This window comes from Paenibacillus sp. V4I7 (assembly GCF_030817275.1).
Taxonomy (GTDB): Bacteria; Bacillota; Bacilli; order Paenibacillales; family NBRC-103111; genus Paenibacillus_E.
In genome coordinates this window covers 8,103,302-8,128,479 of the sequence record NZ_JAUSZD010000002.1, presented here as the reverse complement: position 1 = coordinate 8,128,479, position 25,178 = coordinate 8,103,302, and the positions used below count along the sequence as shown (strand labels likewise).

General features: G+C 46.2%; 23 protein-coding genes. 11 read left to right on the top strand and 12 right to left on the bottom strand.

All coding sequences use genetic code 11. The features are described 5' to 3' along the window. Positions 1-10: 10 nt before the first annotated feature. From selD to QFZ80_RS38045, 6 genes are all read right to left on the bottom strand, one after another. Positions 11-1,060 (bottom strand): selenide, water dikinase SelD, encoded by a 1,050-nt coding sequence (gene selD, locus QFZ80_RS38070; RefSeq protein WP_307563792.1) that lies wholly within the window; start codon positions 1,058-1,060, stop codon positions 11-13. A 135-nt stretch (positions 1,061-1,195) separates the two neighbouring features. Continuing rightward, a complete protein-coding gene (locus QFZ80_RS38065; protein WP_307563790.1) occupies positions 1,196-2,164 on the bottom strand; it encodes a ring-cleaving dioxygenase in 969 nt (322 codons plus the stop codon). An 82-nt stretch (positions 2,165-2,246) separates the two neighbouring features. Beyond that, entirely contained in the window at positions 2,247-2,972 is a 726-nt protein-coding gene (locus tag QFZ80_RS38060) for an anti-sigma factor (RefSeq protein ID WP_307563788.1), read from the bottom strand. 4 nt (positions 2,973-2,976) lie between these two features. Further along, a complete protein-coding gene (locus QFZ80_RS38055; protein ID WP_057304934.1) occupies positions 2,977-3,543 on the bottom strand; it encodes a sigma-70 family RNA polymerase sigma factor in 567 nt (188 codons plus the stop codon). 158 nt (positions 3,544-3,701) lie between these two features. Further along, complete coding sequence (locus QFZ80_RS38050) at positions 3,702-5,384, bottom strand: hypothetical protein (RefSeq protein ID WP_307563786.1); 1,683 nt, start codon at positions 5,382-5,384, stop codon at positions 3,702-3,704. Between the two features lie 1,235 nt (positions 5,385-6,619). Further along, positions 6,620-7,219 carry a nitroreductase family protein gene (locus QFZ80_RS38045; RefSeq protein WP_307563784.1) on the bottom strand — a complete coding sequence of 200 codons (600 nt, stop codon included), beginning with the start codon at positions 7,217-7,219 and terminating at the stop codon, positions 6,620-6,622. 234 nt (positions 7,220-7,453) lie between these two features. Here QFZ80_RS38045 and ligD point away from each other — a divergent pair, with 234 nt between their 5' ends. After that, a complete protein-coding gene (ligD, locus tag QFZ80_RS38040; RefSeq protein WP_307563782.1) occupies positions 7,454-8,338 on the top strand; it encodes a non-homologous end-joining DNA ligase in 885 nt (294 codons plus the stop codon). 28 nt (positions 8,339-8,366) lie between these two features. On the opposite strand, the gene cls is transcribed toward ligD, so the two are convergent. After that, the gene (gene cls, locus QFZ80_RS38035; protein ID WP_307563779.1) at positions 8,367-9,794 is read right to left on the bottom strand and encodes a cardiolipin synthase; all 1,428 of its coding nucleotides are present in this window, start codon (positions 9,792-9,794) and stop codon (positions 8,367-8,369) included. Between the two features lie 257 nt (positions 9,795-10,051). Between cls and QFZ80_RS38030 the strand changes: the two genes are divergently transcribed. The 3 genes from QFZ80_RS38030 to QFZ80_RS38020 all read left to right on the top strand — a co-directional run bounded on the left by QFZ80_RS38030 (position 10,052) and on the right by QFZ80_RS38020 (position 14,510). Continuing rightward, positions 10,052-11,728 carry a spore germination protein gene (locus tag QFZ80_RS38030; protein ID WP_373460335.1) on the top strand — a complete coding sequence of 559 codons (1,677 nt, stop codon included), beginning with the start codon at positions 10,052-10,054 and terminating at the stop codon, positions 11,726-11,728. Continuing rightward, positions 11,715-12,887 (top strand): Ger(x)C family spore germination protein, encoded by a 1,173-nt coding sequence (locus QFZ80_RS38025; protein ID WP_307563777.1) that lies wholly within the window; start codon positions 11,715-11,717, stop codon positions 12,885-12,887. The genes QFZ80_RS38030 and QFZ80_RS38025 overlap by 14 nt, the downstream gene beginning before the upstream one ends. 252 nt (positions 12,888-13,139) lie before the next feature. Further along, a complete protein-coding gene (locus QFZ80_RS38020; protein ID WP_307549874.1) occupies positions 13,140-14,510 on the top strand; it encodes a GerAB/ArcD/ProY family transporter in 1,371 nt (456 codons plus the stop codon). Positions 14,511-14,565: 55 nt separating this feature from the next. Here QFZ80_RS38020 and QFZ80_RS38015 read toward each other — a convergent pair whose 3' ends face one another. Next, a complete protein-coding gene (locus tag QFZ80_RS38015) occupies positions 14,566-15,657 on the bottom strand; it encodes a ParM/StbA family protein (protein ID WP_307563774.1) in 1,092 nt (363 codons plus the stop codon). Between the two features lie 200 nt (positions 15,658-15,857). On the opposite strand from QFZ80_RS38015, the gene QFZ80_RS38010 reads away from it, so the two are divergent. The 3 genes from QFZ80_RS38010 (at position 15,858) to QFZ80_RS38000 (ending at position 18,161) form a co-directional block, all read left to right on the top strand. Then, on the top strand, positions 15,858-16,889 hold the full coding sequence (locus QFZ80_RS38010) for a peptidoglycan DD-metalloendopeptidase family protein (RefSeq protein ID WP_307563772.1): 1,032 nt from the start codon (positions 15,858-15,860) through the stop codon (positions 16,887-16,889). A gap of 5 nt (positions 16,890-16,894) precedes the next feature. After that, the gene (locus QFZ80_RS38005) at positions 16,895-17,347 is read left to right on the top strand and encodes a bactofilin family protein (protein ID WP_307549880.1); all 453 of its coding nucleotides are present in this window, start codon (positions 16,895-16,897) and stop codon (positions 17,345-17,347) included. A 79-nt stretch (positions 17,348-17,426) separates the two neighbouring features. After that, positions 17,427-18,161 (top strand): HAD family hydrolase, encoded by a 735-nt coding sequence (locus QFZ80_RS38000; RefSeq protein WP_307549882.1) that lies wholly within the window; start codon positions 17,427-17,429, stop codon positions 18,159-18,161. Between the two features lie 77 nt (positions 18,162-18,238). On the opposite strand, the gene QFZ80_RS37995 is transcribed toward QFZ80_RS38000, so the two are convergent. Further along, on the bottom strand, positions 18,239-19,183 hold the full coding sequence (locus QFZ80_RS37995) for an ABC transporter permease (RefSeq protein ID WP_307563770.1): 945 nt from the start codon (positions 19,181-19,183) through the stop codon (positions 18,239-18,241). Beyond that, positions 19,167-20,102 (bottom strand): ABC transporter ATP-binding protein, encoded by a 936-nt coding sequence (locus tag QFZ80_RS37990; RefSeq protein ID WP_307549886.1) that lies wholly within the window; start codon positions 20,100-20,102, stop codon positions 19,167-19,169. Before QFZ80_RS37990 ends, QFZ80_RS37995 begins: the two co-directional genes overlap by 17 nt. Positions 20,103-20,305: 203 nt before the next feature. Here QFZ80_RS37990 and QFZ80_RS37985 point away from each other — a divergent pair, with 203 nt between their 5' ends. After that, positions 20,306-21,505: a sensor histidine kinase gene (locus QFZ80_RS37985; protein ID WP_307549887.1), complete on the top strand. Its 1,200-nt coding sequence runs from the start codon at positions 20,306-20,308 to the stop codon at positions 21,503-21,505. A 143-nt stretch (positions 21,506-21,648) separates the two neighbouring features. Continuing rightward, positions 21,649-22,335 (top strand): response regulator, encoded by a 687-nt coding sequence (locus QFZ80_RS37980; protein WP_307549889.1) that lies wholly within the window; start codon positions 21,649-21,651, stop codon positions 22,333-22,335. Between the two features lie 69 nt (positions 22,336-22,404). On the opposite strand, the gene QFZ80_RS37975 is transcribed toward QFZ80_RS37980, so the two are convergent. After that, positions 22,405-22,863: a hypothetical protein gene (locus QFZ80_RS37975; protein WP_307563768.1), complete on the bottom strand. Its 459-nt coding sequence runs from the start codon at positions 22,861-22,863 to the stop codon at positions 22,405-22,407. Positions 22,864-22,988: 125 nt separating this feature from the next. On the opposite strand from QFZ80_RS37975, the gene QFZ80_RS37970 reads away from it, so the two are divergent. Next, entirely contained in the window at positions 22,989-23,267 is a 279-nt protein-coding gene (locus QFZ80_RS37970; protein ID WP_373460334.1) for an MFS transporter, read from the top strand. Further along, the gene (locus QFZ80_RS37965; RefSeq protein WP_307563766.1) at positions 23,245-23,427 is read left to right on the top strand and encodes a hypothetical protein; all 183 of its coding nucleotides are present in this window, start codon (positions 23,245-23,247) and stop codon (positions 23,425-23,427) included. Before QFZ80_RS37970 ends, QFZ80_RS37965 begins: the two co-directional genes overlap by 23 nt. A 193-nt stretch (positions 23,428-23,620) precedes the next feature. On the opposite strand, the gene QFZ80_RS37960 is transcribed toward QFZ80_RS37965, so the two are convergent. Next, positions 23,621-25,105, bottom strand: a complete 1,485-nt coding sequence (locus tag QFZ80_RS37960; protein ID WP_307563764.1) for a glutamate synthase subunit beta — start codon at positions 25,103-25,105, stop codon at positions 23,621-23,623. Between the last annotated feature and the right edge of the window lie 73 nt (positions 25,106-25,178).

Genomic DNA, 25,178 nt, shown 5'->3' with positions numbered 1-25,178 from the left:
TTTCGCTCCTTTAACGTACAACAATGCGTCCGGGATGTTCTGTCGTGATATCGCCAATCAAGCTCGCTTCTACGCCTGCATCCTTCAGTTTGCTAAGCAATTCATCCGCCTGCTCTCCATCGACAGAGATGAGGAGTCCGCCTGAGGTGACTGCGTCGCATAAAATCCATTGGCTAATTTGATCCAAAGATTCAGCAAATGTGATCGATTCCTGTACATGAGCGAAGTTATTCTTGGTGCCCCCAGGAACGAATCCTTCTTCGGCAAGCTCTCGCACTCGCGGCAATACAGGTACATCTTCCGCAGTAATGCGAATACCTACGCCGCTGCCTTTGGCCATCTCCAGAGAATGTCCCATCAAACCAAAGCCCGTCACATCTGTGCAGGCATGAACGTTATAAGGCTCCATCGTTTCCGCTGCGACCTTATTCAGCGTTGCCATCACCTGCGTGACTCGCTGAATTTCTTCCTCATTCAGTCGATCTTTTTTGATCGAGGTTGTCAGAATGCCAACGCCAATCGGCTTCGTTAAGATCAATTTATCTCCAGGCTTAGCCCCTGCATTGGTGCGAATTTTCCCTGGGTGCACTAATCCCGTGACGGCAAGTCCAAACTTCGGCTCGTTATCATCAATGGAATGACCACCTACTAGTGTAATCCCGGCCTCCTGCATTTTATCCCCAGCACCACGCAAAATATCGGCAAGCACTTGCTTGGGAAGCGTTTTAATCGGAAAAGCAACAATGTTTAATGCCGTTAATGGCTTACCGCCCATCGCATAAATATCACTGATGGCATTCGCAGCAGCCACTTGTCCGAATGAATAGGGATCGTCAACGATCGGAGTGAAGAAATCTACGGTTTGAACGAGTGCAAGCTCTTCACTTAATTTATAAACCCCTGCATCATCGCTAGTATCTATCCCAACCAGAAGATTGGGGTTAGCAACTGTAGTCGGCAAAGATTTTATCACTTGAGAAAGATCTCCCGGACCGATTTTGCATCCGCATCCACCTTTCGTGGAGTAAGACGTTAGTTTGATTTTATCCCCTGTTGTCATCTGGCATCTATCCCTTCATCATTTTCACGCTATGTATGTATCCATGATAACCGATTTGACGCCAATCATAAAATAAAAACGAACATCTCTAATCCGTGAGCTGAATCACAGAGCAGAAATGTTCGTTTTTCGCCATCAACGTTTCGTATGCAGCGACTTCAAGTTCGCTTCAATAGACGCACGTTGGTTCTCTAAAAATGGCGGAAGGGAAAGCGATTCACCCAGTGTCTCAAGGGGTTCATCCGTAGCAAAGCCCGGACCATCGGTCGCTAGTTCAAAGAGAATACCATTCGGCTCGCGGAAGTACAAAGAACGGAAGTAAAATCGTTCTACAAAGCCAGAGTTAGGTAATCCAGCTTTGTTAAGGATTTCAACCCAAGCCAGCAGTTCTTCCTTGTCTTCAATACGGAAAGCAACGTGATGAACGCCGCCGCTGCCTTGACTTGTAACCGGCAAATCGCTGCGCGGCTCGACTTGGACTTCGGCCCCTGACCCACCTTCGCCTACTTGCATGACAATGATATCTTCCTGTCCTTTAGTCAGTGCCGGAATGCGTTCTTTCTCTGTGAAGCCTAGTAATCGAAGCGCTGCCAGTGTGGATTCCGGTTTCCGCACGGTCAGCAGCACTGGGCCTAGTCCGGTAATACCGTATGAGACCGGAACCGGACTTTTTTCCCACGGCGTTCCGCCTTTAACACCAGTATTATTTTCATCGGAAACGATGGCTAGCTGCTGACCTTCCGGATCCTCGAAAAAAACGACTTTACGTCCCGCAAAATACTCCACAGGGGAGTATTTTACCCCGTGTTCCTTGAATCGCTCTACCCAATACGAAAGTGCGTCGTCATTTGCTACACGAAGAGATGTACCTGAAATACTGCCTACTCCTAAGACATTAGGCCCAACTCCCGGAAAATCAAAGAAGGTGAGCTCTGTTCCCGGATTTCCCTTTTCATCCCCATAAAATAAATGATAAGCCGTTGTATCATCTTGATTGACTGTTTTCTTGACAAGCCGCATGCCAAGCACCTCGGTGTAGAACTGAAAATTCGCTGCTGCATCCCCTGTCATCGCGGTTACATGATGAATACCTTTTACGTTCAAATCTTTCCGTCCTCTCTAAAAAAGCATAGACCTCTGATCAAACACAACTGGTAGTTTAACCTTAACCTATTCGTAGTATGAGCTACGAAGTGCCCAGTATCTTCTTCCCGCGCGGCTGCAAACCATTCGGATCCGGTTCTAACGTAACGCCAAAGGAATCAATTTGGAAATCCTTCACCTTCACAGGGATGCTGTATGTCAGCACACCAGTACCCTTCTCGTCTACACGGAGCGTTCCGCAATTGTATCGCTTCCCGCTTCGGTTATACCACACCTGATAGGCCCAATCCCCTTGGGTTTCCTTGAGACCTTGCAAATTAATGACCACATTGTGGATATCGCCATTTTGCAGCACATAAGCTGTGCCGGAAGCTGTTGGCATTGTACTTTCGACGGATTTCAATTGAAACGTATGCACGATTTCCGCAGGTTGATTTAAGATGGGGTTGGCTGAAAAGTTTTTAGGTTGTTGATTGTTCCACCATACGCCTACAACGAGGCCTAAGATAATGGCAGCAGCCCCGCCATACACCCATTTGAACGAACGTTTCTTCTTCTTTTTCTTGATGGCCTTCAATTGGGTTGGGATAATAGACTGCATAACCTGTTGCTTCAAATCCGAGGGGACTTCTACTTCCTCCATCTCAAAAGGAAGTGCCTGCCAGACCTCCTGCAGCTCGCTTAATTCTTCCCGGCATGTGACACAAGTTCGCAGATGCCGTTCGAAAGCAGCGCGTTCCCACTCCGTGCAGTCACCTGTCAAATAATTGACAAGATAACTGCATTCCACAGTCTCCTGTTCTTTCATTACGTCATCCCTCCCTCAATGATGTCAGATGCTTCCGAAGTATTTTTAAACCTTGATGCAAACGGCTTTTTATCGTACCAAGCGGCTCATTCGTTTGAGTTGCAATTTCGCTTAGAGAATAGCCCTGCCAGTACATCATATCGATCAATTGAATTTGGCTATCCGACAAATGCACATAAGCCTCTTGAATTTGCTCTCCTATCCATTTACGTGACATAACCGATTCTGGATCAGGATCGCTCGAAATGAGCGTATGTTCCCATTCTCTGGGCTCAAATTGGATCACTTGATCGAGTCTGCGCTTCTTGCGCAAGCAATCGATGGTGATATTACGAGTAACCGTGATCACCCAATTGACGAATGCACCTTTGCTTGCGTCAAAGCCCTTTTCTGTGGTCCATAGACGTGTGAAAACAAGCTGAACAATTTCTCTGGCCGCTTGCTCTTCCTTCATGGATTTCAGCGCAAATGAATACACCAGCTTCGCATAGCGATCGTATAGCTCTTCTAAGGCAGGATGATGCTTAGCCATCACCAGCTTCATGAGCTCACCATCTGTTCGATTTCGCATAATTCGGTACACCCCGAGTCGAAATGAAGTTTATTATCTTTCTACCTTATCGCCAGCTAGACTTCTTGGCAATAGCTTTATAGAAAAATAGCGCCCCAACGTCGCTGAATCTGCCAGCATGTTGGAGCGCAATAAACCTACAGGGTTGACAAGGAAAGTTATCTTGCTGTGGTTTGAGCTGGATCGAGGACGAACCAGACCTTTCCTACATTTTGCCCCGTTGTTTCACCGGGGTTGTGATCTTTGATCCAGTAGTAAAGCGGCCAGCCTTTATAGGTGCTTTGTTTCGTGCCATCGTTTCGAGTAAGGGTACCGAAATCGCTGCTAGCTAGATCCGAGGAAACCGTAAGGTCCGCATCATAGAAGATCGGCCAGTTAACCAAACATTGGCCAACACAAGAGTTAGGGTCCGCTTTATCTTTCGTAAACAAGTACAAAGCCATACCATTTGCATCCACCAAATATGTGCCAAGAGCATCCGATTTACTTGTTTTTACAGATGTATTCGCCGTCTTGGTGCCACTGAATTTCGCAGGATCAATCACGTACCAGACTTTACCAACATCCTGGCCTAACGTGTCCCCCATTTTCTTATCATCCACCCAATAGTACAGAGGGAAACCTTTGTACGTTGTTTGCAGTTTGCCATCTGCACGAATGAGAGTGCCGAAATCTGCAGAATTAACTCCCGTTGGAGGCGCAATATTCGGTGCGTAGAATAATGGCCATTTCTCCAAGCATTTGCCGGAGCAATTGCTGACGCCCTTCGTATCTTTATCATAGTAGTAGAGTGCCATACCGTTTGCATCTGTCAAATAATTGCCTAGATCGGTTTTGGTGCCTAGCGCCACCCCGCCGTTCGAGGGTTTAATAACGAACCAGACCTTACCAACGTTATCTCCTGTGGTATCTCCGGCTTTTTGATCCTTGACGAAGTAGTATAAAGGCCAACCCTTATAGGTTAGTTGTTCTTTGCCGTCAGCACGCACGAACACTTTAAAATCCGCTGCGCTAAACTCAGCAGGAACCGTGAAATTATTGCCGTTAAAGATCGGCCAGTTGGTCAAACATTGACCCACACATGAGTTAACATCTGCTGCATCCTTGGTAAAATAGTAAAGCGTCATTCCTTTGGAATCCGTTAGATAGCTACCCAACGTATCGCTTTGCTTCAAGCTGAGTTCTGCGTTCCCGAGCACTTCTAGCTTAGTCGCACTGATTTTACCTTTATCCGCCAAATCGGCACCTAGCGTTTTCGTAGTTCCTTTGATTGGCACCTTCAGAGCTTCGATGGTTGCTGTAGCGATATGTAAGTTTTTGAATTGCTTCACATTAGCTATCTTCGATAAGCCATTTTTCCCGGCAAAGGTAAATACGTTCGCGTACTCGAAATCCGTGCCTTGTGTGTAACCTAGTGATTCCAACAGCACCTTATAATACTGCTGCGCAGTAATTCCGGCGAGCGGTTCGAATTTATCGTCTCCAGTTCCTTGCCAGCCTAGCCCTGGATTCGCTTTCAAATAACCTAGAATTGCTTGGTTCTCTTTGGAAACGCCGCTAGCATCCTTAAAGCTAGTCGTTCCGGTGAAAGCTAACGCTTCGGCTTCCAATCCTTTTAATCTTAGGGACATCACCGCGGCTTGCAGCCTTGTAGTTGGCTTGTTTAAGTAATCAGCCGTTAACCCATTGCCCTCTCCTTGGAGGATACCAATATCCCCAGCTATATCCGTTTCGGATTTGACCTTCAGAGGCTCAGCCGCGACAGCTGATAGAGCCGTCACTCCCGCCATAAGACCTAGTAACACTAGGGAAGATACCCATACTTTTTTAAAATTACCCATGCTCGATTACTCCTCCTTAAATTTTCTATCTAAGGTAACGACGTGGAGCTGCAAGCGGTTTTACCGTTTGTGAAGAGGTGGACATTTATTTATTTTTAAGCGACAAAACGTTACCAAGAAAAGTGCTGCATGTGATGAAGGCTTGGTTTTCGAGCTTTCACACCTACGCCACACCCTCCACCTCAGCTGAAAGCTCGAATATCGACTTCTCAACCTTCAAATGACAACCTTCCACGTTCTATCTACTTTTTGGCACGTTTTCCGAGTCCAATGTCAGTCACTGCTCAGCGAAAGCTCGGTTTTCGAGTTCTCACCTTTGCTGAGAAGTCCGAAAATGACTTCTCGAAGGTAGAAGGATGCTTGTTAACTACAAATGTATGCCGAGAGAGCCGAAATGGACTTCTCACCGTCGCAAAAGTAACTAAGTGTTGCTGAGAAGTCCGAAAACGACTTCTCGAAGCCAGAATGATGCTTCTTACCCCACAAATGTATGCCGAGAGAGCCGAAATGGACTTCTCACCGTCGCAAAAGTAACTAAGTGTTGCTGAGAAGTCCGAAAACGACTTCTCGAAGCCAGAAGGATGCTTGTTAACCATAAATGTATGCCGAGAGAGCCGAAATGGACTTCTCATCGCCGCAAAAGTAACTAAGTGTTGCTGAGAAGTTCGAAAACGACTTCTCGAAGCCAGAATGATGCTTGTTACCCCACAAATGTATGCTGAGAGAGCCCAAATGGACTTCTCACCGCCGCAAAAGTAACTAAGTGTTGCTGAGAAGTCCGAAAACGACTTCTCGAAGCCAGAAGGATGCTTGTTAACCATAAATGTATGCCGAGAGAGCCGAAATGGACTTCTCACCGCCGCAAAAGTAACTAAGTGTTGCTGAGAAGTCCGAAAACGACTTCTCGAAGCCAGAAGGATGCTTGTTAACCATAAATGTATGCCGAGAGAGCCGAAATGGACTTCTCATCGCCGCAAAAGTAACTAAGTGATGCTGAGAAGTCCGAAAACGACTTCTCGAAGCCAGAATGATGCTTTTTACCCCACAAATGTATGCTGAGAGAGCCGAAATGGACTTCTCAACCTCCAAACGCCCACCTCGTCACGGTTCTCACTATATTAAGCTCATATAAAACTCAACTGTCAGGTTTTGTTCTTTTATGCAAAAAACCACCCCACCGTCAAAGGACGAATGGGATGGCTTTTTAAGAACGAATAGGATGGATGAACCTACTCTTATTGGAAAAATTTCACGCGGTCTTCAAGCGGTTGAAACTCTTTATCTCCCGGTGTAAAGGTTGGTTTACCGAACGGCATTTGGGCAATCAGCTTCCACTCGCTTGGAAGGTTCCACGTTTGTGTAACTTCCTCGTTGATCAATGGATTGTAGTGCTGTAGCGATGCGCCAAGACCTTCTTGCTCCAGTGCCGTCCAGACTACAAATTGCAGCATGCCTGAGGATTGGTTGGACCAGATCGGGAAATTGTCAGCATAAGCAGCAAATTGCTTTTGCAGATTCTCGACTGTCGTCTCATCTTCAAAGAACAATACAGTTCCATACCCGCTTTTGAAACTATCGATACGTTCCTCTGTTGGCGCGAAGCTGTCAGCAGGTACGATCTTTCTCAGTGTTTCCTTCGTAATGTTCCACAATTTATCGGATTGCTCGCCGAATAAGACAACAACTCTTGCGCTTTGTGAGTTAAAAGAGGACGGTGTATGTTTCACAGCCTCGTTCACAATCTCTTGGATGCGTTCATTCGAAACGACCACTTCTTTACTCAGTCCATAGTACGTACGTCTTTCCTTTACTGCAGCTAAAAATGAGTTACTCATATTTATCTCTCCTCCGTTGCTATCATCTGATAGAATTAAGTTTTATATACAAATAGGAATTACCTTCTACTTAATGTGTTACTTACTAAATGTTATTTACTTTTATTATTATCATGTTAATCCAACTTTTTGTCAAGCATAATTTCATTACCTTTCAACAGGCCGTATAAGTTTGAGATCCCTCCCCACAGGGAATAATCGGATGTAAATCCATATTAGGAGGGACGAATTTACATGGCGGTCACAACCAAAGGAACACTGCTCGTGGAAGGGCATGAGCTGACTATTACGAACCCAAACAAGCTTTTATGGGCTGAAACGGGCATTACCAAGGCCGATTATCTCGCTAAATTAACGGAGTTGTCTCCTTTCCTGCTGCGCTATTGCCGTAATCGCCACTTAACAACCATTCGTTTCCCTAACGGGTATAATGAAAAGTCCTTTTATCAAAAAAATGCCCCCGATCCGGTACCTAGCTTCGTGAAGCTGGCGCCGTTGGATGGCATTAATTACATCAATCTAGACTCGTTATCCACCCTAATTTGGCTGGGCAATTTGGCTTGCTTGGAGTTTCATCCATCCTTCCACCGTATTGGCGAGACGCTGCCAGCAGAATGGGTGATCGATATCGATCCTTCACTAGAGGAAGAGCCGCGTATTATGGAGGCTGCCTACATCATTGGAGAAGTGTTAGATTCCCTGCATATACAGTCGGTTCCCAAAACCTCAGGCGCTACAGGTGTTCAGATCTACATCCCGATTCAGCATGGCTACACATTTGAACAGCTTCGCCGTATCGGTCATTTTATTGGCGCCTTTGTCGTGAAGAAGTATCCCAATCTTTTTACCATCGAAAGGTTCAAGAAAAATCGCGGCGATAAAATCTACGTAGACTACCTGCAGCACTGGTATGGAAAAACATTATCCGCACCTTATACACCGCGCGCCAGAAAGGACGCCTCCGTTTCCACCCCCCTGTTATGGAAAGAGGTTGAGCTTCATCCTAATATTCGTGATTTCAACCTACATACGGTGATGAACCGATTGAGAACGTATGGTGACCTGATTGAGAAGGTTCCCCTACAAAATTTGAACGCCATCTTAGAGCGTCTTAAATAATATAATAGCCTTTGACAGAATTACGCTATCAGAACAAAGGGGATAACAACCGGGCAATAACTTCCTTCCCCTTCTCCATCCGAGATCTCATCTCAAATTCGGCTAATTTCAATTCAACACTGTCCTTCAAATCCATTAAAAAGTCAGTCTCTAAGCGCTCAATAACATCCTTATTAAACATCACGGCATTCAATTCAAAGTTGCTGAAAAAGCTGCGCATATCCACGTTCGCCGTACCTACTGTAGACATTAAGTGGTCAATAATCATGACCTTGGCGTGCATGAAACCTTTGCGATATAAATAGAACTGAACCCCCGCCTGCATCAGCTCAAGCAGATAGGATCGCGATGCGTACTGAACAATTTGGGAATCTGACTTATAAGGGAGAATAATACGGACATCGACACCGCTGATTACCGCTGTTTTGAGTGCCATAGTGATACTGGGATCCGGAATAAAGTATGGCGTTGTCATGTAAATTCGCTTCTTAGCTGCTATAATACCTGCGAAGAACATCTCCTGAATAGCATCCCAGTGGGCATCTGGACCGCTCGAAATAACCTGGGCCAACGAGGCTTGCGGTTCATTATGCTCAGGAAATAACGATTCTTCAGCCAATCGCTCCCCGCTAACGAACATCCAGTCTGTCATAAAAGTCTGCTGCAAGTAATACACCGAATCACCATGCAGCATCAGATGGGTATCCCGCCAGAAACCTAGCTCTCGATCTTTCCCCAAGTACTCATCGGCAATATTAATACCGCCAACGAACCCCACCAAGCCGTCAACAACAATAATTTTCCGATGATTGCGATAGTTCATTCGTTTATCGAAGAAGGCAATGAGCGGCCGCAAAAAAGGATGCACTTCAACCCCAGCTTGCTTAAACTTATTTATGTAAGCCGTAGAAAGCGTATAGCTCCCTACCCCATCATAAATAACTCTAACCTTGACACCCTCCTTCGCCTTACGGATCAGAACTTCTTGAAATCTCAAACCGGTTTCATCATGTTTGATGGTATAAAACTCAAAATGTATATGACTTTTCGCCTGTTCAATCGCCTTTATCATAGCCTCGTAAGTGACTTCCCCATTGGTCAACACTTCAACTCGATTCTTCTGAGTAATGGGGGAACCCGGAATGTTATGAAGCAGTCCACAAAGACGCGGCTCTTCGAACAGCTGATATTTCCCCGCATTGTTCGCAATCGCAGCCGATTCCTTATACATCCATTGATGTTTAATTTCATCCATCTTACGACGTCCTTTGCGCCGAACCATTTTCCTTTGGGTATATTCCTTAGCTAAGAAATAGTACATGATAAATCCGATGATTGGAAAAATAAACAAAACGAGCAGCCAGGCTACTGTTTTAGCTGGTCGTTTATATTCGCCGATCAAAATCGTTGCGGTCTGAAAGATGAATAGCAGTAGTAGTATGACAACCCACAACAAAAGCTCCATCTCCTCTACCAAAAAAGATAAACGATTTACGCCACCGTTAAGAACGAGCGTCATATTTGCGCGAAAATTTCCCCGCAATTTCTTATCATGATAGCTTTTGCCAAGGGCTTCTCATCTATACCCCTCCAACAGTCTGGGCTCGACTGAATAAAATTTTCCAACTTTCGTAATAAAATCCTTTCATTTCGAGAAAAATAGGAAACGCATTCCTATAATCTTCATCCAGATCGCGGCAGGAGGGCCCTCGCATGGTTAAAGCATCCAAACAATTGATGAAAAGTATCCTGCGTAAACGCCCATCAGACAGGACGGGTGAGAATGATGAACATTCTGAGCTTAGTGATTCGTTAGACTATCACTTCATCGAAGAGCTTAAGCAGACTAAAATATCACTTCTATTACATGAAAATCATAAATTTATTAAAGCCATGTTTCAGGACTGCTCTGATGTTGTCGTCCGTGAATTCGAGATTGAGCCGAACATTCCGGCAATGCTTCTCTTCGTGGATGGGCTCACCAACACCCAACTGCTCAACGAAACAATGAAATCGTTAATGATTCTGGGTGGCGGCCAAACAGCGATTGACCGCATCGTAGGTACGATACTGCCGGTGTCTCAGACACAGATCTCCGATAATTACGGGGACCTGCTCGTTTCTGTTTTGGGCGGGGACACCGCCCTGCTCGTGGAAGGCAACGCGAAAGCCATTCTGCTTGGTATTCGCGGTACAGAGAAGCGCTCCGTTGGCGAGCCGGAGACGGAAACGGTCGTACGCGGACCGAAAGAAGGGTTCGTGGAGAGCATTCGCACGAACACCTCTATGATCCGCCGCAAATTAAAGACACCCAGATTGAAGATGAAATCCATGAGCGTCGGCAAAGAGAGCAATACTGCTCTTGTCATTTGCTATCTCGACGACTTGGCAATGCCCTCCCTTATTGAGGAAGTAGTCAAGCGGATTGAGCAAATCAAGATCGATGCTATTTTGGAATCGGGCATGATCGAGGAGCTGATTCAAGACAATGTCTATTCTCCCTTTCCGCAAATTCAATATACGGAGCGCCCAGATGTCGTGGCCGCTGCTTTGCTGCAAGGACGGGTGGCCATCCTCACTGATGGAACCCCCTTTGTGCTTATCGTTCCCTTCGTATTCATACAGGTTATGCAAACGAGTGAGGATTATTATGAACGATTTCAAATCGGTGCGTTCTTACGGATGCTCCGTTACGTTTTTCTTTTCCTCTCACTCACGACACCAGCACTGTACGTTGCCATAACGACGTACCATCAAGAACTACTACCAACTGCTTTGATGCTAAGCGTTGCTGCCTCCAGAGAGGCAATCCCGTTTCCAGCCGTTGTTGAAGCCTTAATTATGGAGATCACATTTGAGGCTTTACGGGAAGCTGGCGTCCGCTTACCCAAAGCTGTCGGTTCCGCCGTCTCTATCTTAGGTGCCCTCGTCGTAGGACAAGCTGCTGTTCAAGCAGGGATCGTTTCGGCTCCCATGGTTATCGTCGTATCGATTACAGGCATTGCGTCCTTCACGATCCCGCGTTTTAACGGAGCTATTGCTGTTCGTATGATGCGCTTTCCTATTCTCATGGCTGGGTCCCTGTTCGGCTTCTATGGCATCTTCTTCTCTTTGATGATTTTAATTGGCCATATGGCGAATCTGCGCTCCTTCGGAGTTCCTTACTTATCACCGCTTGGACCTTTATCCGCTACGGATTTGAAGGATGTGCTCATTCGCGCTCCTTTGTGGCAGATGGAGAAACGTCCCGAATTCATGAGTGTCCAAGATACACAACGTATGGACAGCAAGCTGCCTCAACAAATCAAGAAGGACGGAGGCATAGACGGCAGTAACATTGAACACGAGCATAAAGCAAGTGAGGAGGGCAAGCCTAATGGCACATCATAAGCATCTATTCAAGCTCGTGATGACGATGCCCCTTATCTTGACATACCTAACTGGATGTTGGGATCGAACAGAGACCAACGATATTGCTTTTGTGTTATCCTCATCCGTGGATTTGGAGGATAACGGCAAATATCGTATTGCCTATATGTTACCGCTCCCTGGTTCAATGGGTGGTGCCAGCGGCGGTGGAGGAGGGACGTCTGGAGGCAAAAGCTATTACATTGATTCGGAAGTAGGATCAACGCTGCGCGAAGCCACAAGTAAACTGCAGATGCGCATGTCCCGCAGAATATTTCTCTCCCATCGGCGAACGATTGTCATAGGTGAGAAGTTTGCCAAGAAAGGCATTGATACTTTATTCGATGTTGTCCCCCGGTCGCCGGAGAGCCGTTTGACCACCTACCTTGTCTTGACCAAAGGCAAAGGCTATGACCTATTAAACACGGATCCTAAGTTCGAACGCTTTCCTGCTGAGACGATTCGTGAACTAACGAAGTCACGCCAGTCTATGGCCACCTCAACAAAGGATATTGGCATAGCCTTAAGCTTTAATAGCGACCCCATCATGAATTATTTCGAACCTAAAGAGGGACAAGTCGCCAAAGAGCCTTCACAAGAAATTCAGGCGTTTGGCTATGCTCAGTTTAAGGGCAACCGCTTGGTTGGCATTTATACGAAGCAAGAAGCAGATGGACTTATGTGGCTCCGAGACCAAGTAAAGGAGCATCTACTCACCTTCCCTATGGAACCAGGTAAAGATATTTCCATTTTAGTGACGGAAGGACACACCAAAATTAAGCCTAAGCTGCAAGATGACAAGGTTGTTTTCGAGCTTGTTGTAGATGCTGTTGGAGCGGTTCGCGAGGATTTATCCAAGCTTGATCTTAACAAATCAGAGTTAATTCATAAGATTGAAAGGAAGTTTTCGGTGCAAGTTAAGAAGTCCATACTAGCTACTATTAATCAGATGCAAAAAGAAGGGACGGATTCCGCCCAACTCGGTTTAATCGTTTGGCGAAAACATCCTCATGCTTGGAAAACCCGATTTGAAGCCAACTGGGAGGATTATTTTAAGGATGCGGAATTCCGTATTATGGTTAATGCCTCCATACCGGAAACCGGTCTTATCAACCAAAATGTGGTTCAAGAAGGGATGTAAACCATGAATGGCATCTTCATGCTCAGTTTTCTTTTCACGCTGGCTGTCTCCCTAATTATCGATCGTAGGATGCTGAAGCAAGAAAAAAACGCTGTAAAGATGACCTATGGACTCATTACTTTTCTCATCGTGGGTCTCTTTATCAGTAAACACTTGCATTGGAACATACCGATGCCTTCACGTTTCTTCATTCATACAGTCTCCCCCTGGCTAGTCCGTGTCTTGGGTATCAAATGAAAAGGTGGTCTCACCATGGATAGTAAGCAAGTGATTAACCAGCGTCAGCTTTCATGGATAGCTTCTTCTATTATCACAAGCGGAGGCATCCTCACCTTGCAAAATGTACTTGTCCGTATCAGCCAGATGGATGCCTGGTTCAGTTACTTACTAGCTGTATTCTATTTATTCGGGATTGCTAGCTTTTTTGGTTTCATGACGAGAATCTATCCCCAGAAAAATATTTTTGAGATTTCCAAAGAGGCACTTGGCAGGTGGGGAGGCACCGTTGTCAATCTGTTCATCTTGTTTCACTTCTGGCAGATCGTTATTCGTGACATTTCTGCCGTTTCACGATTCAGTACTACACTTCTTCTTCATTACACACCAGTGGAGATTTTAATTTTACTGACTTGTTTCTTACTTATTTACTTCGGAAAAACCAGCATAGAAGTCATTGCTCGCGTGAATGATCTGTTCTACCCACTTTTCGTCATTACCATTCTGAGCATGCCTCTGCTGCTATCTAACGAATTTTATCTTCGTCTCGTAACGCCTGTCCTGACGGCGCCGCTGCAGCATGTGGCCGCTAGTAACTTGCTGACGATCGGGAGTGTTGGCGATATTTTCATTCTTGGCGCCTTTCTTCATACGGTGTACAACGCCAATCAAGTCCGATCCTCTATTCGTCATGGATCACTGCTTGGTGTTTTCCTTCTCACACTTGTCATCTTCTCCATACTCGTCGTACTCGGGCCAAAGATGCCGGGAAATTTCTTATATCCATCTTACAATTTAGTCCAAACGATTCATGTCACCGACTTTCTCGATCGAGTAGATATCATTATGCTAATGATCTGGTTCCCAACAGTCACTTGCAAATTCGTTGTGATCTATTTGGCACTCCTCTTAGGAATCAGTTCGTTCCGTAATGAACGAAACTATCCGACCATTAACAAGCCAGTCGCTCTACTCATGGCCATGACCACCTACTTATCGTTCAAAAGCATAACAGAACTTCTATCGTTCTCGAACTACAGCTCTCCCGTTATCGTTCTTGGCTATCAACCTTTGGTCATGGGAATTCTTGTCTTCGCCGCATGGAGGAAGCAGAGAAAAAATCCTTCCAACCGTTCTCCTTCCTCTGGCGGGACAGACCCAGAGATGAACCCCTCTCGGAAAGTGTCTAAAGTAAGCCAACGCTTAACTTATAATCATTGGCTCTGGGGAGGAAATATACTGATGGTCTTCTCGGCTATTTTTGTGCTTATCGGACTCATGTTCAGCCCGTATAAGCCGATTATTGGAACGATCTGCGCGATATGCTTTGGCTGTTGTCTGTTCTTGACAGCCTGGACAACTTACATGGAGGTGAGCCTGTTGAAGCAAGCAGAAGCCAGCAAATGACTTTGGCATAAAAGCACGAAAAAAAGCACCGCATATTAGCAGGTGCTTGTGAGGATTAAACAGGAACTGACTGGCTTAACCGACTTTTGGCCACTTTCAAGTAGCCATACATATTTAGATATTCGCTTTCGTTCGCGAATCGCAATTTTAACGACCCTGCTGCTTCTTGGATATAAGGTTTCAGGGCTGATGCCCCTCCACCAATCACATAGAAGCATTGAATATCGGGATATTTGCGCCAGCGCTTTTTGATCATCTCGATCATACGCAAAGCCGCACGGCGGAAATGCTGATCCACGATCGGTCGAATATCGACTTGCCCTTCGCCAAGGAGTTGAATCGTAAATTCACGATTCTTCACTCGCTGCACCAGCTTCGCACGGCTTGGAAAGACGTAGCCGTAAGCATCTTCGACATCGCGAATGACGGCATCCAAATAGGTAGCGATACCAATTTGCTCGCCATGGCTGAAGTGATTGTCAATGGCCATCCGTTTGATAACAGGAAAATCAGTTGTCAGCGCACCGATCTCGCAAACGCCGATGCAGCCGTTGTAAATCTCCTCATCCTTGACTTGCAAGCTGTCGTGCGTAGCCAAATGGAACATTGCGGCCGCCCCTTCAATGGAGACTGCAACCTTGCGAACCGATACTTTAATCTTGCGGTTTTGGAATTGTGGAGTGGATAGAAATGTCACTTCATGCTCACCAAGAAGTCTCTGCTCGAATTGCTGGTTGAACTTCGCAAACGCACGCACAGGCAAACCGGTTCCAAGCGTATATTCGACTTCGTCTGCATTTCCGTACCCAGCATTAAATGCTTGGTTGGTGAGACCTTGATAAGCTAATGCAGTAAGCGCAACAATAAGGGATTGATCCGATATCGCCTTATTATCTGTGTCTTCAAGCTCTAGGTTATCTTCGTGTTCCAAAGCAAGTTGTCCGACGAAATAACGTTGATTTCTTTGTGAAAGGGATGGGCTGTAAATCATCACGTCCAGCGCTTTCAACGGTGTATCCTCTTCCTGCAAGATATGTCTTTCGTATCCCGGCGCAATGATATTCGGGATCACTAACGGTTCTCTAGAACCATCCAGCACCAGTTTAATACTATCGTTCCCTATATCGATACCTGCAAGCTTTATCATTAGTGGCTACACTCCATATCTACAACTTCCTGTATTTGTTAAGTACATTCGATTAAATCCGACAGTATTCCTTCCTACTTTCGACTCATTTTTTATAGGACCAGTAGGTATTAGGAAGGTTTTTATCAGAATATGACGAATGAAGTACAGGAATATGAACTTTACCAAATTCAACCACGACAGGAGACAATTAAGCCTTTATGAAGCTCAACTGGAAACCCAAAAAACTGACGCTAGTCATCATTCCAGATGCCAATCAATCGGTCGTCAGGTTTCGTATTCCCCATTTATTCGCTTATATCGCTGCAGCATGCCTTTCGGTGCTATTGCTTATTTCTATAATCACGTATGTGATGCATGCAAATACCTTGAAAAAGGCTAGCGCTTTGCAAACTAAGCTAACAGGAGCTAACCAGCAATGGAGTGCTGCATTAAATTCCAAGGACAAGGCCATCGAACAATTACAGAATGAGGTTATTCAACTGTCTCAGCAAGCCGAACAAATGAAAACACAAGTCGAAGAGATGAAGAAATTCGAAAATGATCTCAAAGCGATTGCCGGGATCGACGCCAACACAACCGGCACAGCTGTTGCCAGCACGTCATCCAGCAAACAGGATAAACCTGCGGATGCAGATGCAAAGCTCCCTACCCTTGATAGCGGCATTGGCGGAAGTCCTAATCCAGCTTCCCAGGAAGACATTATAAAGCTTGGTGAGAAGACGTTAGCTTCCTTCACGGCACTTAACAGCGAAGTGAAAGAACTGCAAACCAACTTAACCGCAACGAAGCAAAAGGTTGCCGATAAACAGCATTTGCTTCGCATTACCCCAACCCTGTGGCCGACAACCACAAAGGTCGTCACATCAACGTTCGGTTACCGTAGGGATCCTTTTACGCATCGTCCCAGCTTTCATTCCGGCATTGATTTCGGTGCCCGTGAGAATGATCCTGTCTATGCAACCGCAGATGGCAAAGTCATCAGTACGGGGAAGGATATGTTCCACGGCAACAATATCGTCATCGAGCATTCCAAGGGATTGCGCACTTGGTACATGCATTTAAATAAAATTTTAGTGAATAAGGGAGATTCTGTGGAAAAAGGTAGTTCTATAGGCCTAGTCGGCTCCACGGGACGCAGTACTGGACCTCATCTGCACTATGAAGTACTCAAAAATGGGGAAAGCATCGATCCCAAACCTTATCTCAAATCAATTCGAAAGGATGAATAACCACCATGTTTAAGAAAAAGAAAGACTTCATGAATCCGAATACAACCGATACTTTGATTGGAGAAGGAACAACCTTTGAAGGCCGTATCAAGTCAGAAGCAAGCATTCGCATCGAAGGCAGCATTACAGGTGATATCGAATGCGCAGGAGATGTTATCATAGGAGAAAATGGCGTTGTAAAATCCAATATTTCTGCAAGAGACGTTGTACTGGCCGGAAGTGTGCAGGGTAACATCATAACCAAGGGCAAGCTGACAATTACTTCTACGGGTTCCCTTCAAGGCAATATCAGCGCGGCTTCCTTTATCATTGAAGAAGGTGGTCTATTTCAAGGAAACAGTAAAATGGACTCGAAAACACCAACAGCTGCTCCTCTGCAAAACGGTGAGCAAGAGAATGGGAATAAACCTGCCTCATCCGCAAATGGAGCATTTAAGGGGAATACAGTGGCTATGTAAGGTCATTCCTAGGCTTGGGGCAAGGCGCATGATATAATAGTTGGAAATTCATTTCTAACTGATACAGGAGATAGGGCCTATGAGAGAACAGACGATACTTTTTGATCTTGATGATACGTTGGTGCATTGTAATAGATATTTTGACTTCGTGATTGACCAATTTATCGATCTTATGCTTACTTGGTATTCCGGGCACGGACTTAACGCGCAGGACATCAAGCAGAAGCAGCTTCAAATCGATCTCGCTGGCATTCACATTCATGGCTTTATGCCGGATCGTTTTCCCAAATCATTTGTTGAGACGTACCAATGGTTCGCCTCACAGTATAACCGTCCAACTAATGTAAAAGAAGAATCATGGTTGTTGCAATTAGGCCACACTGTTTATGAATACACGGCAGAGCCTTATCCGCTTATGAACGAAACACTTGATCATCTTAAGCAAGCCGGACATCGACTGTTCCTATATACAGGTGGCGATGCATCTATCCAAATGAAAAAAGTGAAAGATTTGAGCTTAGACACCTATTTTGATGATCGCATCTTTGTTACGGTGCATAAGACAAGAGAATATATGGAAACAATCATGAACGAACAGCGTTTTGATCGCAACCACACATGGATGATCGGCAACTCGATCAAGACGGATGTACTGCCTGCGCTGCATGCAGGTATCCACTCGATACACATTCCTGTACAGCAGGACTGGGAGTACAACACAGGAACCATTGACATCACTCCTAAAGGGGCGTTCTACCAGTTGAACTCCTTGAAGGAAGTTCCTGATACCATCCACGCGTATATTCAAAAATGAGAAAAGGACGATTCCAAAGGTTCATTACCTAGGAGTCGTCCTTTTTGGTATCCGTTAGTCTCTGGACCACCCGATAATCAGGCGGCTACATCACGTCTACGGAATATTTCCCATGAGAGTACATTAAACAATAAGAAATAGAAGAGCAGCACGGTTATAGAGAAACCAAGCGTCATCCCTTCCGCCAGCGGCTGCCCCACTAAGTAGGGAGTGAGATCGGTATTGGCGAATAAAAAATATTTGCCCCAGCTGTATCTCAGCAGCAATATCGTAATAATTTGCCCCGCGAACATGATGAAAATACTAAGTCCAATGGCTAGGGAAGAGCTGCGAAATACGGTCGAGATCATAAAGGCCATCGTCACGATCATGACGAGTTCGATTAACTTTAGTCCATAGGTTGCAAACACATACACCAGCATACTCTCTTCCTGAACTTGTCCTGCTGCATTTACAGTTAGGTGTGGAAGGCTTAGACTCTGAAATCCGTAGAGGAACCCGTTCACAATCAAAGAAGTAATAAACATCACAATCAGCAGAGTAGCTGCAAACAGAAGCGTTGTTAGATACTTTGATAAGAGAATCTTCGCTCGATTGGCAGGACGAATGAGCAGCAGTTTGATCGTCCCCCATGTAAACTCACCAGCGACCATATCTCCGGCAATGATTACGGTAAATAATGTAACCATGATGATTAATCCCGCTGCACTTAAGGTGCCACCCCATAACGTGTTATCTGTCGGAGGGTAATTATGATCCAACATGTACTGCTGGAGTGCTATGTCCTCCCTCATCTGCTCTCTAAATTTGGCCGGCACATCCTGATTTTCCAGTTCTTTCTGATTGTGCTCAATCGATTCCGCTGCTCTGGTCTTCCAGTCTTCATTTGCTTTATAGCCCGAATGTGAAAACAGCGCAGCTAATACGACAATAGCAATCAATAATCCACCTAGAATCCAAGTTCGCAGCCTACGATAAATTTTCATATGTTCATTTCGAATTAGATTAAGCAATCGGATCACTTCCCGTCATCTCTAAAAATTGATCTTCCAGGGATTTGGTAGCCGCTCGGATGCCGTAGACCGCAATCCCTGCCTCTACGAACCTTTTGTTCCACGCAGCGGTTTCTTGTTTATCGAGATTCATGATAAGGTCATCCCCAGCTACATTCACTTGTGCTCCGTGTTCTGCTGCTAATGTCAAAGCTTGATCCATCGATGCCACCTCAAAAGCCACCTGCTGCTTGCCATCCGCCTGACCAAACTCTTTAATCAGTCTGACGTCCACCAGCTTCCCGTTCTGAATAATGGCGACACGATCGCACATCAACTCCATCTCCGAAAGTAAGTGACTGGACACGATGACTGAGATTCCATCCTCCCGGGTAAGCTTCCGCAAATGATCACGCAGTTCTCGAATACCAGCTGGATCCAGCCCGTTGGTAGGCTCGTCGAGGATTAGTACCGACGGCTTATGCAGCAAGGCTTGGGCAATTCCAAGCCTTTGGCGCATACCGAGGGAGTACGTTTTGACCTTGTCATGGATTCTATTTTCCATACCAACAAGATCAATGACCTCATGAATTCGGTCTTCCTCAATGCCCGGGAACATTCTCGCGTAATGAACCAAATTATGATAACCGCTCAGAAACTTGTACATTTCCGGATTTTCCACAATAGCGCCAACATGACGAATCGCTTGCTCAAAATGGGTACGTATCGAATACCCGCCAATCCGTATATCCCCTTCCGTGATCGACATGAGTCCGACCATCATCCGGATGGTTGTCGTTTTTCCCGCTCCGTTCGGTCCGAGAAACCCAAACACCTCGCCCCGCGGCACCTCAAAGCTTAATTTATCAATAATCGTCTTAGAACCGATTCGTTTTGTAATTTGATCGATTTTTACTATCGGTGTAATGGCATCTGTTGTTGCCGTCATCCTTAACACTCCCCTAACTTTTAACCAATATAACCCAATGCTACCCTACCTGAACCGCTTTGCCTAGTAATCCTCCTAAGAATAGTATAGTCATAGAGTAAGGTCACAAACCATCACCTAACCTATATGACTGCACTCACTATGGCTTTTTCCTGTTTTTATGTACAATGATCTTATAAGATCTTGTGTAAAGGAGTCCTTTTATGATTCAAAGAAGACCTTGGCACGGTGTGGAGTGGTCCCTGTTTATCGTCTTGACTGGTTCTACGCTGCTTGGCTTACTTTATGCGCTTCTCCATATGCATGAGCATGAACTAACTGCCACCATCCAAACGATATTGGCCATCCTCCTGTCCTATGGCGTTCCATTTCTATTCTGGAGACCGAACTACATCAACTCAACTTTCTATCCGATTGCCGTGCTGCTGACAGGTATCCCTCTACAAATCTATCTTTCATGGATGCAGCAGGATGCGTACCTTACTATTAATTGCCCATTAATGGTTATTGGATTCCTCACCGACCGAAAAAATGCTTGGTGGACCGCTCCCATATTTATGGTGGCTATGCCTTTAGAGTATTTTTTCATCCTGCATAGCGGGATGGGGGTTGGCCAATTATTTAGCATTATCTTAAATGCTGTGCTGTTCTTTGCCATTGGCCTTAGCTTACAACGGGTTGTGACTTCGAATGAGAAGACCGAAAAGCTTTTAGCCGAGAACCAACGTCAGTATCGTTTAATCCATGAGCAAAATAACGCATTAGAGCAGTACGCCAACCAAATCGAACAGCTTACACTGCTTGAGGAGCGCAACCGGATGGCTCGTGAATTACATGATACAGTGGGGCATACGTTTACTTCCGTCATCATGGGGATGGACGCTGTGTCCTACCTGATCGAAACAGCACCAGACAAAGCCAAAGAAAAGCTGGATGTCCTGCGTAGTGTAACCCGCAATGGACTCGAAGAAGTACGCCGCAGCATTCATCAGATGGTCCCCGAGGGCGATATGCTGCTCTCCCAGCAATTGACGAGACTGGCCAACGAATTTGCCCTTCATACCGGGACCCAAATCCGATTCACGACCGTAGGCGAGGAATTCGACATTCCGAAACAAACCAAACTTTCACTCATTCGCTGCCTGCAGGAATCACTAACCAATGCCAAACGGCATGGCCGGGCTTCCACCGTAGAAGTTACACTCACTTACTCCGATGATTTAGTCGACATTCGCATTGAGGACGATGGCATCGGTACGGAGCAGCTGAAAGTTGGCTTTGGTATCAACGCCATGCAGGAACGCATATTTGCTCTGCAAGGTACACTTCAGGTGAGTTCCACATTAGGTCAAGGTACTGTCGTCCATTGTTCCATTCCCGCCAAACGCTTGCCATCATTCTAAATCCTTTCCCGTTGGAAGCACCGGGTGGTACAATGTGGATACACACTTAAGCAGCGCTTTCGATGCCAGTTTTTCTGGCGAAAAACTCAAGTAACGCTTTCGATGCCAGTTTTTCTGGCGAAAAACTCTGAGGAGGATCAAGCATGAACACGACCCCGCTTAAACTTCTCCTGGTCGATGATCAGGATTTAATTAGAGAAAGCCTGCACATCGTACTTGATATGGATCCGGATATTCATGTCGTTGGTTTGGCTGAGAATGGTCACATAGCCCTAAAGCAGTGCGAAGAACAGCAGCCTGACGTTGTACTCATGGACATTCATATGCCTGTCATGGATGGCGTCGAAGCGACCCGCCAAATCAAGGCAACATGGCCTCAGATTCGTGTCATCATCCTGACTACCTTCCAGGAAATCAGCTATGTCGTTGATGCCCTAGGAGCGGGTGCCGAAGGCTATTTGCTCAAAGCCATTCATCCGAAGGATCTGGCGGCCGGTATCAAATGGGTGCATCAAGGCGGTACACTCATCCCGCAAGATATCGCCAGAATGCTCGTCCAGGAAGCGAGAGGCGCTTCTGATCACACATCGCAGAGTGCTGGAGTCAAAGCTGTAGAAGAGCAGACTAGAACCGACACTTATGGACTGAGCGAGCGCGAGTTGCAAGTACTGCATTGTATCGCAGATGGCCTCAATAACCGAGAAATTGCCGAAAAGCTTTTCTTGTCCGAAGGCACTGTGAAGAACTATATTTCCAGCATATACTCGAAAATGGACGTCCGAGACCGCGTGCAAGCATCCAAGAAGGCTCATGAGGAAGGGATGCTATAGCATCCAGCTGTACTAAGACACGGAAAGACCGCTCTTCGATTAGGAAGATGCGGTCTTTTGTCTTTTCAACTATCCGAAAAGCTTCTCCAGTAACGACTTCTTTCGTTTCCGAATCTTTCTGTAGCTTTTCACCCTGGAATATGTCGGCTCTTCATCAACCGGGTCAGGCAATTCAGCTGAATAGAGCGTCAATTGTTGGGACTTCTTATTTAAAACTTCGACATCCATGTCCGTCGGCTGCTGCAGTACCACGATCCCATTTGCCAACTGTTCATGGAGCTTATGTTCAATTTGATATTCAAATTGCCGGAGCAGTTGTTCTTGTTGTTTGTTCTGGCGTATAAAATGCTCATGAAGCTGCGTTTGAAGATCCGCAACCTGCTGGGAGAGGAGCACAATTGCTTTTTGCAGAGAATGAAGATGCTGTGTACCGATGGGTTCGTCGATTTCAAATTCCTGAAGGTCCTCCCCATTCTCAGTTAGCAGTGCATGCAGTTCCGCCGGCGTGATGAGATTCTCTTTCTTCATGTGCTCCCCTCCAATCCGTGCATACTAGGCTTTCGCAGCATCGCGCGTTTACCTGCTCCCTCTATTGTACATGATGTGTATGAATTGTTCACCTTTTGATTCTGTGAGTTAGGAGTAAATCAAACATGCAAATAGAATCCCATCTTAAAAAGAAACAGCGAGTACTAGATAATTTCCTAATGCCTTTCGTACAATCACGTTCCTTTCCTTTGTGGCTTAGCCAACTCATCTCCATGCTCGGCGGTTCTGTTACTACCGTTATTTTACCCATGGTTGTTTATTCCCTAACAGGCTCAACCACGATGATGGGCATCGTAATGGCTGCATATATGCTCCCTTACGTAATCATGCTCCCCTTTTCCGGCTGGATCGTCGATCGCTATGATCGCGTTAAAATATCTTGATCTATTAGGTTCTTTCGCCCTGCTGCCTGTGAGTTATTTCCTCATTGGCTTAATTGCAGATGGGATTGGCGGGATAACAACCATAACGATATTCGCTTCGATTGGCATCGCCATTGTTGCTAGTGTGCTATGCGTACCGGCTATTCGTCGGTTTCATTAGCGGTTTGAAAAGCTTCCTTACAGCTATTGCCTTTCGGAAAACGGCTTCTCAGCCTACTTTTCCAGCCTCGTTGCGGTTTTTAAATACTTTAAGCTCGGCACAACTGCTTTTATTTCCACCAAATGCGGTAAAAAAAGATTTGCAAACAAAAAGGAAGAAACCCAAACCAAGGGTTCCTTCCTTTTTCCGCATATTATGGTAAATTCGACGATCCCATCAAGTAACGATCAACTTCACGAGCCGCTGCGCGACCTTCGTTGATTGCCCAAACTACGAGGCTTTGCCCACGACGCATGTCACCGGCAACGAAGACACCGTCCACGCTCGTCGCAAACTTACCGTAGTCCGCTTTCGCGTTGGAGCGCTCGTCTTTGACGACGCCGAGTTGATCCAGCACCGTGTTCTCCGGTCCTGTAAAGCCCATCGCGATCAGTACCAGCTGAGCTGGGTATACTTTCTCGCTGCCTGGAACTTCCAGAGGAACGAATTGACCCTTCTCGTTCTTCTGCCACTCGATGAGCACCGTGTGCAGTTCCTTCAAGTTGCCATTCTCATCCCCCACGAATTTCTTCGTGTTGATTAAGTATTGGCGCGGATCTTCACCTTGCACCGCTGCCGCTTCTTGTTGACCGTAGTCCACTTTGTGGACTTTTGGCCATTCCGGCCAAGGATTGTTCGCAGGACGTGTGTCCGGCGACTTGGGCATAATCTCAAATTGCGTAACACTCTTCGCTTTGTGACGCAAAGATGTGCCCACGCAGTCTGTTCCCGTGTCGCCGCCGCCAATGACGATAACATCCTTACCTTCGGCGGAAATAAACGCGCCGTCGGCGTGCTCGGAATCCAGCAAGCTCTTCGTGTTCTTGCTCAGGAATTCCATGGCTAAGTGGACGCCGCCTAGCTCACGACCCTCGATCGGAAGATCGCGGCCTTTCGTTGCCCCGCCGCACAGAACGATGGCATCAAACTCCTCTTGCAGCTTCTCAATCGGATAGTTCACACCGACATGAGCGCCGGTAACGAACGTGATGCCCTCGGCTTCCAGCAGATCCACACGACGTTGGACGTACTTCTTATCCAGCTTCATGTTCGGAATGCCGTACATGAGCAGTCCGCCCACGCGGTCTGCACGTTCGAACACGGTAACCCAGTGTCCGGCTTTGTTCAACTGCGCTGCTGCAGCGAGTCCGGATGGACCCGAGCCTACGACAGCTACCTTCTTACCTGTGCGCACTTCCGGAGGCTCAGGTGTAATCCAGCCTTCATCGAAGCCTTTATCAATAATGGCTTTCTCGATGCTTTTGATTGTAACCGGTGTATCCTTCAGACCTACCGTACACGAACCTTCACATGGCGCCGGACAAACGCGTCCCGTGAACTCAGGGAAATTGTTCGTCTTGTGTAAACGGTCCAGAGCCTCTCTCCATTGACCGCGATACACCAGATCATTCCATTCCGGAATGAGGTTATTAACCGGGCAACCAGCGGCCATGCCGCTGATCAACGCCCCTGTGTGACAGAATGGAATCCCACAGTCCATACATCTAGACCCTTGCGTCTGCAATTTATCTTCAGTCAGCGGCGTCGCAAACTCCTTCCAATGTCCAATCCGGACTAGGGGAGCAGCTTCAGATGCCACTTCACGACGATGTTCTATAAAACCAGTTGGTTTACCCATTTACGTTTAATCCCTCCCAAGAGTTTTTCGCCAGAAAAACTGGCATCGGAAGCATCACATGTTTTGCTTATGC

Excerpts from the sequence above, each read along its gene's own strand:
- QFZ80_RS38045 (WP_307563784.1), bottom strand. The coding sequence starts at position 7,219 with ATGAGTAACTCATTTTTAGCTGCAGTAAAGGAAAGACGTACGTACTAT.
- QFZ80_RS38015 (WP_307563774.1), bottom strand. The coding sequence starts at position 15,657 with ATGATAAAGCTTGCAGGTATCGATATAGGGAACGATAGTATTAAACTG.
- QFZ80_RS37965 (WP_307563766.1), top strand. The coding sequence starts at position 23,245 with ATGATCGCGTTAAAATATCTTGATCTATTAGGTTCTTTCGCCCTGCTG.
- QFZ80_RS38010 (WP_307563772.1), top strand. The coding sequence starts at position 15,858 with ATGAAGCTCAACTGGAAACCCAAAAAACTGACGCTAGTCATCATTCCA.
- QFZ80_RS37990 (WP_307549886.1), bottom strand. The coding sequence starts at position 20,102 with ATGACGGCAACAACAGATGCCATTACACCGATAGTAAAAATCGATCAA.
- QFZ80_RS37975 (WP_307563768.1), bottom strand. The coding sequence starts at position 22,863 with ATGAAGAAAGAGAATCTCATCACGCCGGCGGAACTGCATGCACTGCTA.
- QFZ80_RS38025 (WP_307563777.1), top strand. The coding sequence starts at position 11,715 with ATGGCACATCATAAGCATCTATTCAAGCTCGTGATGACGATGCCCCTT.
- QFZ80_RS38000 (WP_307549882.1), top strand. The coding sequence starts at position 17,427 with ATGAGAGAACAGACGATACTTTTTGATCTTGATGATACGTTGGTGCAT.
- QFZ80_RS37970 (WP_373460334.1), top strand. The coding sequence starts at position 22,989 with ATGCAAATAGAATCCCATCTTAAAAAGAAACAGCGAGTACTAGATAAT.
- QFZ80_RS38005 (WP_307549880.1), top strand. The coding sequence starts at position 16,895 with ATGTTTAAGAAAAAGAAAGACTTCATGAATCCGAATACAACCGATACT.
- QFZ80_RS38055 (WP_057304934.1), bottom strand. The coding sequence starts at position 3,543 with ATGCGAAATCGAACAGATGGTGAGCTCATGAAGCTGGTGATGGCTAAG.
- QFZ80_RS37960 (WP_307563764.1), bottom strand. The coding sequence starts at position 25,105 with ATGGGTAAACCAACTGGTTTTATAGAACATCGTCGTGAAGTGGCATCT.
- QFZ80_RS38020 (WP_307549874.1), top strand. The coding sequence starts at position 13,140 with ATGGATAGTAAGCAAGTGATTAACCAGCGTCAGCTTTCATGGATAGCT.
- selD (WP_307563792.1), bottom strand. The coding sequence starts at position 1,060 with ATGACAACAGGGGATAAAATCAAACTAACGTCTTACTCCACGAAAGGT.
- QFZ80_RS38060 (WP_307563788.1), bottom strand. The coding sequence starts at position 2,972 with ATGAAAGAACAGGAGACTGTGGAATGCAGTTATCTTGTCAATTATTTG.
- QFZ80_RS37980 (WP_307549889.1), top strand. The coding sequence starts at position 21,649 with ATGAACACGACCCCGCTTAAACTTCTCCTGGTCGATGATCAGGATTTA.
- ligD (WP_307563782.1), top strand. The coding sequence starts at position 7,454 with ATGGCGGTCACAACCAAAGGAACACTGCTCGTGGAAGGGCATGAGCTG.
- QFZ80_RS38030 (WP_373460335.1), top strand. The coding sequence starts at position 10,052 with ATGGTTAAAGCATCCAAACAATTGATGAAAAGTATCCTGCGTAAACGC.
- QFZ80_RS38050 (WP_307563786.1), bottom strand. The coding sequence starts at position 5,384 with ATGGGTAATTTTAAAAAAGTATGGGTATCTTCCCTAGTGTTACTAGGT.
- QFZ80_RS37985 (WP_307549887.1), top strand. The coding sequence starts at position 20,306 with ATGATTCAAAGAAGACCTTGGCACGGTGTGGAGTGGTCCCTGTTTATC.